Origin of the sequence: Polaromonas eurypsychrophila (assembly GCF_014641715.1) — a bacterium.
GTDB lineage: Bacteria > Pseudomonadota > Gammaproteobacteria > Burkholderiales > Burkholderiaceae_C > Polaromonas > Polaromonas eurypsychrophila.
The window spans coordinates 21,109-33,021 of the sequence record NZ_BMIG01000002.1 but is presented as its reverse complement, the minus strand read 5'-3'; the positions used below and the strand labels follow the sequence as shown (position 1 = coordinate 33,021).

The window sequence follows — 11,913 nt, the reverse complement described above, 5'->3', positions numbered from 1 at the left end:
GTTGTGCTCAGGAAAAAGAAAACTCAAAACGACCGAGCGGGCCGTAGTCGGCGTCGAACACATTGCCGGATTTGGCAACAACCGGCCGGGTGAAGGAACCGGCCAGCACGACCTCACCGGCCTGCAGGCATTCGCCCCAGGGCGCGAGTTTCATCGCCAGCCAGGCCACGCCGATGGCCGGGTGGCCCTGCACGCCGGCGGCCAGGCCGGTCTCCTCGACCACGCCGTTCTGCCGCAGGATGGCGCCGATCCAGGGCAGGTCCACCTCGCGCGGCGAGACCCTGCGCCCGCCGAGCACGATGCCGGCATTGGCCGCGTTGTCGCTGATGGTGTCCTGCACCTTGCGCATGGCCTTGCTGTGGCGATCAAACTGCTCGATGCGCGCGTCGATGATCTCGATGGCGGGCTGCACGTAGTCGGTAGCGTCCAGAACCTCGTCGATGGTGATGTGTGTGCCTTCCAGTTTCTTCTTCAGGATGAAGGCCAGCTCGACTTCGACACGCGGCGCGATAAAACGCGCAGACGGAAGCTCACCCGGCTCAAAAAACATGTCGTCCAGCAATGTGCCGTAGTCGGGCTCGTCGATCTGGCTGGAGATCTGCATGGCGCGCGAGGTCAGGCCGATCTTGTGGCCACGCGCAATACGTCCTCCAGCGATTTTCATCTGCACCCATGCGCGGGAGACCGCATAGCCGTCGGCCACCGTCATGTCGGGGAAGCGTTTGCTGAAGTGCTCGATTTGCACGCGGGCCTTCTCGGCCCGATCCAGTTCGGCGGCAAGCTGCTCAATCAGTTCTTTGCTGAACATAGGAAGTCAGATCTTGTTGAAAAGCGGATGCAGGCTGCTGTGTTTGCCGTCGTAGACCTGGCCTGGGCTTTCGTCGATCTGCAGGGTCATACCGACGGCCTGTCGCTCAAAAAGTGTGCCGAAATGGTCTCTAGCCCCTGCCAGAAGCGCGTCTCCTGCTCTTTTTTTTGTAGCATCCGAGCGGCCGGCAGCCATCCGCACATTGAGGTAGATGAAGCCGTAGTCCCCCTTTCCGTCGGCCACGGCGTAATGGGCCGCCGGGTAGGCCAGCACCCGTGTACCGCCGGTGGGGAAGACCTGTTTGCCCGCCTCGTCGAGGGTCTCCAGCATGATGTCGGCCAGCTTGCGACACAGCGCCGTCATGTCGGCTTCCGCTTCCAGGTTGGGGGTGTAGAGAATGACGAGGTGGGGCATGTGAAACTTGTTCAGAGTCCAGTTAATTGGCGGAGGCAGGCAGCGGGGTGACCGGGAAAATCGCATTGATCTGCCCGGTGCCCGAACTGCCGAAGTAGGGTGTGATGATTTCGGCCGGCGCCTTGTAGCTGTCCCAGCCCAGCAGGCCCAGCAGCATGGCGGTGTCGTGCATGTCGCCTTCGCCCCAGCATTTGTCGGCGTACATGGGCAGCATGCCGACAAAGGTTTTCCATTCGCCGGCTTTCCACAGCTCGACCACGCGCTGGTCCACTTGCTCGAGGAAGGGATCGTAGACCTTGTGCATGAACTCGGGCGCGCGGCCGTTGTCGGCAAAGTGGTGCGACAGCGAGCCGCTGGCAAACACCGCAACGGTGCCGGCGTAGTCCTCCTCGATGGCCTTGCGCACCGCCAGGCCGAAGCGGCCGGACTCTGCCAGGTCGTGCCAGTCGCACCAGCCGCTGATGCTGATGACCTTGTAGTGCTGGTCGCTGTTCATGTAACGCATAGGCACCAGCGTGCCGTAGCCGAGTTCCAGCGTGGTGTCCGAATGCGCGCGGCTTTTCACGCCCATGGCATTGGCCATGTTGGCCATCAGGTGGCCAAGTTCGGGATTGCCCGGATAGGCATAGGGCATGTTCTTGATGAAGTGCGGCAACTCGTTGCTGGTGTAGTTGCCCTCGAAGCGCGGCCCGCAGTTGATGTGGTACTCGCTGTTGACCTGCCAGTGCACGTCGAACACCACGATGGTGTCCACGCAGAGCGCGCGGCAGCGGCGGTCGATCTCCTTGTGACCATTGATGGCAGCGTCGCGACAGCCGAAGTTGGGCCCCGGAAATTCCGACAAATACATGGACGGAACATGCGTGATTTTGGCGGCGAGTGCTAGGGTTCCCATCGGAATGTCTCCCGGTTTGTCATTGCGGGCCTGACCCGCAATCCATCGTGGTGAACCGGGATGCAGCTTCTCGCGAGCGTGGATCCCGGATCAAGTCCGGGATGACAACCCAGGATACTCATGCGTTTCCCCAGTGCGGGATGTGGTGGCTTCCCAACGAGACCGCCACATTCTTCGGCTCGCAGAACACCTCATAACTCCAGGTGCCGCCCTCGCGGCCGGTGCCGGATGCCTTGGTGCCGCCGAACGGCTGGCGCAGGTCGCGCACATTCTGGCTGTTGACGAAACACATGCCGGCTTCGACGGCGGCGGCGACGCGGTGCGCCTTCCCGATGTTTTCGGTCCAGACATAACTTGATAAACCGTACTGCGTGTCGTTAGCCAGGCGGATCGCCTCGGCCTCGTCCTTGAAAGGGATGAGGCAGGCGACCGGGCCGAAGATTTCCTCCTGCGCGATACGCATGCGGTTGTCCACATCGGCAAATACGGTGGGCAGCACGTAGTTGCCTTTTTGCACACGCGCTGGCAAGTCCGGTGCACCGAGGCCACCACAGAGCAGTGTTGCGCCTTCTTTCGGGCCCAGTGCTATGTAGCTGCGCACTTTAGCCAGATGGGCCTGCGAAATCATGGGGCCGATGGTGGTGGCTTCGTCCAGCGGGTCGCCGACCTGGATGCGTTTGGCGCGCGCCACGAACTTTGCGGCGAAGTCGGCATAAATCGATTGCTGAACCAGAATGCGCGAACCGGCGGTGCAGCGCTCTCCGTTGTTTGAAAAAATCATGAAGATCGCAGCGTCGAGCGCGCGTTCCAGGTTCGCATCGTCGAAGATCACAAAGGGCGATTTGCCACCCAGCTCCATGCTGAATTTTTTCAGGCCTGCGGCCTGCACGATGCGGTTGCCGGTGGCGGTGGAGCCGGTGAACGAGATCGCGCGCACGTCCGGATGGCGGCACAGCGGCTCGCCGGTTTCCTTGCCGTAGCCATGCACGATGTTGAGCACGCCAGGCGGAATGCCGGCTTCCAGCGCCAGCTCGCCCAGTCGCGCCGCCGTCATCGGCGAGAGCTCGCTCATCTTGAGCACCGCGGTGTTGCCAAAGGCCAGGCAGGGCGCAACCTTCCAGGTGGCCGTCATGAAGGGCACATTCCACGGCGAGATCAGCGCGCATACGCCGGTCGGGTGGTACAGCGTGTAGTTCAGGTGCGTCTCGGTCGGGTAGGTGTGGCCATTGACCCGGGTACACATCTCGGCAAAGTAGTAAAAGTTGTCAGCCGCGCGCGGGATCAGTTGTTTGCCGGTCTGGGCAATGACCTGGCCGCAATCATTGGTCTCGGTTTGCGCGATCCCGGGCACATGCGCGGCGATCAGGTCGCCGAGCTTGCGGATGATTTTGGCGCGCTGCGGCGCCGGCATGCTTGCCCACTTCGGGAAGGCTTCTTTTGCGGCTGCCACAGCGGCGTTGACTTCCGCCTCGCCGCCGGAAGCCACTTCGGCCAGCACCTCCTGCGTGGCCGGGTTGACGGTGTCGAAATAGCTGCTGCCGGCTACGGACTTGCCGTTGATGAGGTGATCGATCTTTTTCATGTCATTCAATGGTGTTGATGAGGCCACCCAAACGTTCGATGCTCGTCACAATGACATCACCGGGCCTGCAGTCGACCACGCCGTCGGGCGTGCCGGTCAGGATCAGGTCGCCGGGTTGCAGGGTCATGAAGCTGCTGAAGTATTCGATCAGGAAGTTCACGTCAAAGATCATGTCCTTCGTGTTGCCGGATTGCGTGACCTTTCCGTTGACGGTGGTCTGCAGCGCCAGCGCCATTGGGTCGGCGACATCTGCCGCATCGACCAGCCATGGGCCCAGCGGCGTGCAGGTGTCGCGATTTTTCACACACAGGTTCGGACGGTACCAGTTCTCCAGGTAGTCGCGGATCGCGTAGTCGTTGGCGATGGTGTAGCCGGCGATGAAGTCATGCGCGTCGTCGCATTTCACCTTTTTTGCAGTCTTGCCGATCACGATGGTGAGTTCGCACTCGTAATGCATGAACTGCACCCCGGCCGGCCGACGCGTGAGCTTGCGATGCCCTATCAGCGTGCTTTCACCCTTCACAAAAACCAGCGGCTCTTCGGGGGCCTTGAATTCCAGTTCCTTTGCGTGATCGGCGTAGTTCAGCCCGAGCGCGAGGATGGTGCGCGGACGGTGGGTGGGCGCCAGTGGCGGCAGCCAGCTTACGGCGTCTTCGGCGACGAGTTGTCCGTTGTCCAGCAGGAGTTGGCCGTCGCGTTCTGTGGCTGAATGCACGTTGCCTAGGTGAACAACCCGTGCATGTTTCATGGGGCCTCCGCGACGAGTATGTTGCTCAGCGTGCCGAAACCGGGCGCCGTGATGTCAATGCGATCGCCCACTTTGGCCAGTGGCCGACCGGCGTCACAGCCGAGCATCAACACGTCGCTGACGCGCAAGGTCATGAACTCGCCAACATCAACCAGAAGTTGCGCGGCGGGGCGCACCAGCTGCGAAAAATCGGCGCTCTGCTTCAGCTCGCCGTTGATGCGTACCTCCAGCTTGAATATTGAAGGATCGCTGGCTTCTGATGCCGATAACAGGCGCTCGGCTATGCCGAGAAAGCCGTCCAGGTTTTTGAACTTGACTGGCGGACGGAAAAAACTGCCGTGGGGGATCGACAGGTCGTTCATCAGGACATAACCCTGCGCCTTGCCCGCTTCGCCGATCACCATCGCGATGGTGGCGCCGATCTCGACTTCGGGCACATGGGCCGGCACGGTGATCGCCGCGCCGTGCGCGCTCCAGGTGTTGGCCGTCTTGACATACAGCACCGGGGCTTTCGGCGGCGCCTTGTACGGCGGCTGGTTCATTTGCGGCGCGAGGGCATCCATTTCGTTCTTGAAATTGAGCAACACCCCGTACACCGTTCCTTCAGGCATCCAGCTCATGGCTGCTCCAGTTCAATCACCTTGTCGAGCAGCTCGTAAAGCTGCGACAGATTTTGTTTGCCCAGCGATTGCTCCATCCAGGCGTAGTGCGCTTCAATGGTTTGCGACAGGGTGCTAACCAGTTGCGTGCCCTTGTCGGTGGCCTCGACCACGCTGCGGCGCTGGTCGGCCGGATCGCGCGCGCGGCGGATCAGGCCGTCGCGTTCCATGCGGCTCAAAACCCCGGTCAGGCTGGGGCCGAGGATGAACGCTTCGCGCGCGACCCTGCCGGTTTCCACCACGCCGTGTTCGCCGAGCACCCGCAGCACACGCCACTGCTGGTCGCTCAGCGCATGTTCGCGTAGCCGAGGCCGGGTATGCGCCATCACGGATTCACGCGCCTGCAGCAGCAAGCGGGGCAAATTGCGGTGGATAAAAGGCGTGGTCATTGAGGTGTTTATTTATTTAACATGTTAAATGAAAGCAGCAAACACCCTCCCGGCCGCAACGCTGGGACTTACCCTTACTGTGTATAAATACAGTAACATTCGGCATGGCCAAAGACAAGACGATTTACAGCTGCACCGAGTGCGGCGGAACCAACTCGAAATGGCTGGGCAAATGCCCGCATTGCGGCGCCTGGAACACGCTGGTCGAATCGGCCGCCGAAAGTTCCTCGCCGGTCAAAAACCGTTTTGCTTCGCTGGCCAAACCCTCGGAAGTCGCCACCCTTGCTGATATCGAGGCCACCGACATGGCGCGCACCCCGACCGGCCATGAGGAACTGGACCGCGTGCTGGGCGGCGGCATCGTTGAAGGCGGCGTAGTGCTGATAGGCGGCGATCCCGGCATCGGCAAATCCACCCTTCTGCTGCAGGCGCTGGACTCTCTCCAGCGCGGCGGCCTCGATACCTTGTACGTGACCGGCGAAGAAAGCGGCGCTCAAGTCGCCTTGCGTTCCCGCCGTCTCGGGCTGGACGGTTCGCAGGTCAAGGTGCTGGCGGAAATCCAGCTTGAGAAAATTCTTGCCACGCTGGACGCCACCAAGCCGGCGGTGGCGGTGATCGACTCGATCCAGACCGTGTATTCCGACCAGCTCACCTCCGCGCCGGGCTCGGTGGCCCAGGTGCGCGAATGTGCAGCCCACCTGACACGCGCGGCCAAGTCCAGCGGCGTTTGCATCATTCTTGTCGGCCATGTCACCAAGGAGGGCGCGCTGGCCGGCCCGCGTGTGCTGGAGCACATGGTGGATACCGTGCTGTACTTTGAGGGCGACACCCATTCGAGCTTTCGCCTGGTGCGCGCGATCAAAAACCGCTTTGGTGCGGTCAACGAAATCGGCGTGTTCGCCATGACCGAAAAAGGCCTCAAGGGTGTAACCAATCCCAGCGCCATCTTTTTAAGCCAGCACAGCGAGCCGGTGCCCGGCAGTTGCGTGCTGGTCACGCTGGAAGGCACGCGGCCCATGCTGGTCGAAATCCAGGCGCTGGTTGACAGCGGTGGCCCGAGCCCACGCCGGCTGTCGGTCGGCCTGGACCGGGACCGCCTGGCCATGCTGCTGGCGGTGCTGCACCGCCACGCCGGTATCGCCTGCATGGATCAGGACGTGTTCGTCAATGCCGTGGGCGGCGTGCGCATCAGCGAGCCGGCGGCCGATCTGTCAGTGATGCTGGCCATCACCTCCAGCCTGCGCGGCAAGCCACTGCCCAAGGGTTTCATCGCTTTCGGCGAAGTCGGCCTGGCAGGCGAGGTGCGCCCTGCACCACGCGGTCAGGAGCGGCTCAAGGAAGCCGCCAAGCTGGGTTTCAGCGTGGCCGTGGTGCCCAAGGCCAATGCGCCGAAAAAGCCAATCGAGGGTTTGACCATCCATGCGGTAGAGCGTGTCGATCAGGCCATGGAAGTCGTGCGCAGCCTGAGCTGATCTACCGCAGCAGCCGTCACCAAGGCGCTTTGAGCCGAGCTCGCGCGCGGGTTGCAGGATCCAATTGCGCCATTGACCAGACAGGGGACTGACGCCTTGTCAGTCAAGGCCCCGTGAACAATGGCTTACCTTAATACGCAAGTCATTGGCGGCAGATCGCACATACATCGGCTTCCATCGGTTCTCATAATGAATTTATTCATTCAACCCAAGGAACCGACATGAGCTACACCCCGGCCTCCACCTCTGGCGACGACACCATCAACGGCGACGCGCAGCCTGACATCATTGACGCGCTTCAAGGCAACGACACTATTTACGGCGGCGGCGGCGATGACGAGTTGCTAGGCGGCCCCGGCAACGACAAGTTGTTCGGCGAAGCGGGTAATGATCGCTTGCTGGGCGGAACGGGCGATGACCGATACGAGATTGATCGCACGGACACCGTCATTGAGGAACTCAATGAGGGCAACGACAGCGTCTACTTTCGGGACGATACGTTCACCGGCATCTACTACATGCCTGCCAACGTTGAAAACCTGGTCTTGGTTGGCCGCTTTAACAACATGTCCGCGCTTGGCAACGGGCTTGATAACCGTATCTTTGGCAACAACACCGGTAACGACACGGTGTATGGCTACATAGGAGATGACTACATTCAGGGCGACTTTGCTTACTTCGGAGGAAGCAACTCGTTTTCCGGCAATACGGGCGCGGACATGCTTTACGGCGGCCATGGCAATGACGTGATCTGGGGCGACCAGGGCGAAGGCAGAGACCTGATTTATTCGCTGGCCGACGACATGTTGTTTGGTGACTACGGCAACGACATTCTGTATGGTCAAGCCGGCGCCGACACCCTGGACGGCGGCTTGGGCAACGACACGCTGTATGGCGGTGCCGGTAACGATGTGCTGAACGGTGGCTTTGACTTATTGCCCCCCGGTAAAGAGGCGGACCTCTTTGGCAGCAATTACTTTCCGGGAAACGACACGATGTCGGGAGGCGCAGGCGACGACGCTTACCTGTTTGGCCGCAGTTCGCGGTCTGACCGTATCGTGGATACATCGGTCAGCGGCGAAACCGACCAGTTGCGCTTTGAGGCCGGCGTCATTGCCGCCGACGTTGCAGTGCGCCATGAAGGCAATGACCTGAATTTTTACATCGTTGGCTTTATAGACAACAAGCTGTCGGTGGTGGACTACTTCAGCTCGGTAAACCGCCCACTCACCACAGCGGTGTTCAGTGACGGCACGGTGTGGACCAGTGCCCAGTTCGAAGCTGCGCAGCTCGGACCCATAGGCAACGGTGACCGGTTTATACGCGGCACCGACGGCAATGAAACGCTGACCGGACTGGGCGGGAATGACACCATTGATGGCAAGGATGGTTCAGACCAAATTTCAGGTGGCGATGGCAATGATTATTTGCTCGGCGGAGCCGGCCGTGACCTGTTGATGGGCGGCAATGGCAACGACGTGCTCAACGGCGGTGGCGACGGTGACCGCCTGCTCGGCGGTGCTGGTGCCGACACTCTTTTGGGCGATGTAGGTGATGATTTTCTGGATGGAGGCCATGGCAATGACGTGCTGGATGCCGGAACCGGTCAAAACCGGTTGATCTTCCAATTGGGTGATGGGCAGGACATTGTTCGCGGCATCGCTACCGCAGGTGTAGCGGACCGTACGACCATTGAACTGATGAAGTCTTACGCTGTAGGCTCTCTGGGTTCCAGCCCGGTGGGCATCGCATCTACCGAGGTTGTGCTGACCCGCACGGGAAACGATTTGGTGATTGATCGCAACGATGGCGACGACAGCGTGACGGTCGAAAACTACTTTGCATCGTCTGCGGCCAACCTTTATCCCGTTCACAACATCAGGTTTTCGGATACCGCCTGGAGCAATGCTGACATCAATGCACGCGTGGTCGCCGCGACGCCATCGCCAGTTCCGCCAAGCCCCGGCACGACGCAAATTGGCACCGATGGCAATGACGTGCTGACCGGCACCGCAGGCCACGACAACCTGTTTGGCCGTGCTGGTGACGACTATCTGTCAGGCGGTGCTGGCAACGACTTTTTGAACGGCGAAACCGGTAAGGATCTTCTGGAAGGTGGCGCTGGCGACGACATGCTGGTTGTGGACAGCGTGCTGGATGCGATCACTGAGCGCCCTGCCGAGGGGACAGACACGGTGCAAAGCTACATCAGCTACGCGCTTGGTGGCAACGTGGAAAACCTGACACTGATTGGCAACATTGCCATCAGCGCTACCGGTAATGAGCTGGACAATTACCTCGTGGGCAACGGCTTGGACAACGTGATGCTCGGCCGTTTTGGCAATGATGTGCTGTATGGCGACGCTGGAGATGATTTTCTCAATGGTGAGTTGGGCCAAGACCAGATGTTCGGCGGTGTGGGCAGCGACACCGTGATCGTCGACGATCTTGGCGACTTCGTCTGGGAGGCGGCCAACGAAGGCACAGACACTGTTCAAAGCTACATCAGCTACTCCTTGCAGGGCAATTTCGAGAACCTGATCCTGATCGGCCAGACCGGCGTGGTGGCCAACGGCAACGCGCTGGCAAATGTGATTCAGGGCAATGATTCTGACAACAGCATCGACGGCATGGGGGGGCTGGACAGCTTGAGTGGCAACGGCGGCAACGACACCCTGACCATTCATTCCGGCCAAGAGCAGGTGGCAGGGGGCAGCGGCGGCGACACCCTCCAGTTGGCAGCGGACCTCAGTTTCCTGAACATGGCAGGTCTGGCGGGCACGACTCTGACCGGTCTCGAGTCGGTGGACATGGGCAACGGCAGCGCCACATCCGTCCGACTCACCCTGGAACAGATGTTGGCTCTGTCCGCTGAAAGTGACACCCTCACCGTCGATGGCGATGCCGGGGATCAGCTTCAAATCGAGACAGGCTGGCGCCGTGACACATCAGGAACCGCAGGATATGACCAGTACAGCTCTACGGCAGGTGGCGAAACCGGCATCCTGCTAGTGGGCCAGGCCGTGACCGTGACCATGGCTGACTGGGCGGCGTAAACAGCGGTTTTCAGCAGGCCGAGGGCAGGCGCCAAGTCGAACGTAGAAAAAAGACGTGTCTGGCTTGGCGCCAAGTCGTCTCCGTCCGTCCAGGCCCCCAGAGTTCAGGCAACCAAGAGTAGTAAGCAGTCATTCATGAGCCCCCCTCCTGCCAGTTCCCCCTTGCGAGACGAGTTGCCATCGACTCTGCGCAAGTTGCGCGGGGCATTTGTGACCGTCGCCATCTTCAGCGGATTTTTGAATCTGTTGATGCTCGCGCCATCGCTCTACATGCTGCAGGTCTATGACCGGGTATTGGCAAGTCGCAATGAAACCACCCTCGTTGTTTTGACCGTTTTGCTCGTGGGGGCCATTGTGTTCATGAGCGCATTGGAGGCCATACGGACCTGGGTGCTGGTGAGAGTGGGTGCTCAACTGGATGCCGAACTCAATGCCCCGGTGTTCAACGCCACCTTCGATCGAAGTTTGGCGCAGTCAGGCAGCAATGCAACGCAGCCCATGCTTGACCTGGACACATTGCGCCAGACCCTGACCGGCCCTGCGCTGTTGACCTTGTTCGACGCGCCCTGGATGCCCATCTATCTGATCGTGATCTCGCTTTTCTCCATTGAGCTGGGCATCTTTGCTTTGGTCGGTGCCTTGCTGCTTGGCGTGCTCGCTGTGGTGAATGAAAAAATCTCCAAGCCCAAGCTTGACGAAGCGCAAAAGTACAGCGCCCAGTCGCAGTTGGCCTTGGGCCACCATCTGCGAAACGCCGAGATCATCGAGGCTCTGGGGATGCTGCCCCAGATTCGCCGGCGCTGGCATGGGCTGCATCAGAAGCAGATCCACCTGCAGGCCATAGCCAGCGATCAGGCGGCAGTGATGGGCGGCGTGACCAAATTTATCCGTATCACCATGCAATCGCTGGCGCTGGGTTTCGGCGCCCTGCTGGTACTGGAGGGCAAGATGTCGCCAGGCAGCATGATTGCCGCGTCGATATTGGTGAGCAGAGCCTTGGCGCCTGTTGAAATGCTGGTGGGGAACTGGAAGCAGATCATCACCGGGCGCTCCTCCTATGCGCGCATCAAGGAGCTCCTGAATAACTACCCGGTTCGGCAACATGGCATGCCCCTGGCCGCACCCAGTGGCGCAGTGCGTTTTGAAGGTGTTGCCGCGGCGGCGCCTTCTTCCAGGCAGTTCATACTGAAAAATCTCAACTTCACTATCGCTGCTGGCGAATCGGTGGCCATCATTGGCGCCAGTGGAGTGCCATGGCGGGGACGGTGCGCCTGGACGGCGCAGACCTTCATCAGTGGAACAAGGATCAGCTGGGACCTCATCTGGGCTACCTGCCGCAAGACATTGAATTGTTTGACGGAACAGTCGCTGAAAACATTGCCCGTTTTGGCGAACTCGACCCGGAGAAAGTGATACAGGCAGCGCAGCGCGCAGGCATGCATGAGTTGATTTTGCGTTTGCCCGAGGGTTACGACACGCCGCTGGGCGTGGGGGGCAGTGCATTGTCGGGCGGCCAAAAGCAGCGCATTGGCCTGGCGCGGGCCTTGTATGGGGACCCGGCCCTGGTGGTTCTGGATGAGCCCAATTCAAACCTGGACGAGGCTGGGGAAAGGGCGTTGTCCGAGACGATCGGTGAGCTGACTGCGCGAGGATGCACCACGATTTTGATCACGCATCGCACTGCGTCATTGGATGCGGTGCAAAAAATCATGATTCTCGCTGAGGGGACCGTGCGAGCTTACGGCCCACGGACCGAAATTCTGACTGCGATGAGAGCGCTTGCGGTGCCGAGTCCGGTGGCCGCCGCCTCCAGAGCCGCGCCACGCAAAGGGCTTGCCGCACTTCACCGTGTACCCGACAAGAAAGACATTCATCTTGACGCCTGAACCT

The 11,913-nt window shown here is 60.5% G+C and carries 11 protein-coding genes; 4 read left to right on the top strand and 7 right to left on the bottom strand.

Annotated elements, in window-relative coordinates:
- Positions 1–7 precede the first annotated feature (7 nt).
- The 7 genes from hpaH to hpaR all read right to left on the bottom strand — a co-directional run bounded on the left by hpaH (position 8) and on the right by hpaR (position 5,495).
- Positions 8–808, bottom strand: a complete 801-nt coding sequence (hpaH, locus tag IEX16_RS02675) for a 2-oxo-hept-4-ene-1,7-dioate hydratase (protein ID WP_188706354.1) — start codon at positions 806–808, stop codon at positions 8–10.
- A 6-nt stretch (positions 809–814) separates the two neighbouring features.
- Complete coding sequence (locus IEX16_RS02670) at positions 815–1,222, bottom strand: 5-carboxymethyl-2-hydroxymuconate Delta-isomerase (RefSeq protein WP_188706352.1); 408 nt, start codon at positions 1,220–1,222, stop codon at positions 815–817.
- A 22-nt stretch (positions 1,223–1,244) separates the two neighbouring features.
- Positions 1,245–2,117, bottom strand: coding sequence for a 3,4-dihydroxyphenylacetate 2,3-dioxygenase (hpaD, locus tag IEX16_RS02665; RefSeq protein WP_188706350.1), 873 nt, complete (start codon positions 2,115–2,117; stop codon positions 1,245–1,247).
- A 118-nt stretch (positions 2,118–2,235) separates the two neighbouring features.
- On the bottom strand, positions 2,236–3,699 hold the full coding sequence (hpaE, locus tag IEX16_RS02660; protein WP_188706348.1) for a 5-carboxymethyl-2-hydroxymuconate semialdehyde dehydrogenase: 1,464 nt from the start codon (positions 3,697–3,699) through the stop codon (positions 2,236–2,238).
- Position 3,700: 1 nt separating this feature from the next.
- Complete coding sequence (locus IEX16_RS02655) at positions 3,701–4,447, bottom strand: fumarylacetoacetate hydrolase family protein (protein ID WP_188706346.1); 747 nt, start codon at positions 4,445–4,447, stop codon at positions 3,701–3,703.
- Positions 4,444–5,067 carry a fumarylacetoacetate hydrolase family protein gene (locus IEX16_RS02650; protein ID WP_188706344.1) on the bottom strand — a complete coding sequence of 208 codons (624 nt, stop codon included), beginning with the start codon at positions 5,065–5,067 and terminating at the stop codon, positions 4,444–4,446. Before IEX16_RS02650 ends, IEX16_RS02655 begins: the two co-directional genes overlap by 4 nt.
- Positions 5,064–5,495, bottom strand: coding sequence for a homoprotocatechuate degradation operon regulator HpaR (gene hpaR, locus IEX16_RS02645; RefSeq protein WP_188706342.1), 432 nt, complete (start codon positions 5,493–5,495; stop codon positions 5,064–5,066). The genes IEX16_RS02650 and hpaR overlap by 4 nt, the downstream gene beginning before the upstream one ends.
- Positions 5,496–5,599: 104 nt before the next feature.
- Between hpaR and radA the strand changes: the two genes are divergently transcribed.
- From radA to IEX16_RS19850, 4 genes are all read left to right on the top strand, one after another.
- Entirely contained in the window at positions 5,600–6,967 is a 1,368-nt protein-coding gene (radA, locus tag IEX16_RS02640) for a DNA repair protein RadA (protein WP_188706340.1), read from the top strand.
- A 221-nt stretch (positions 6,968–7,188) separates the two neighbouring features.
- A complete protein-coding gene (locus tag IEX16_RS20200) occupies positions 7,189–10,023 on the top strand; it encodes a calcium-binding protein (RefSeq protein WP_188706338.1) in 2,835 nt (944 codons plus the stop codon).
- Between the two features lie 135 nt (positions 10,024–10,158).
- Positions 10,159–11,436 (top strand): type I secretion system permease/ATPase, encoded by a 1,278-nt coding sequence (locus IEX16_RS02630; protein WP_229676139.1) that lies wholly within the window; start codon positions 10,159–10,161, stop codon positions 11,434–11,436.
- On the top strand, positions 11,334–11,909 hold the full coding sequence (locus IEX16_RS19850) for an ATP-binding cassette domain-containing protein (RefSeq protein ID WP_229676173.1): 576 nt from the start codon (positions 11,334–11,336) through the stop codon (positions 11,907–11,909). The genes IEX16_RS02630 and IEX16_RS19850 overlap by 103 nt, the downstream gene beginning before the upstream one ends.
- Positions 11,910–11,913 lie beyond the last annotated feature (4 nt).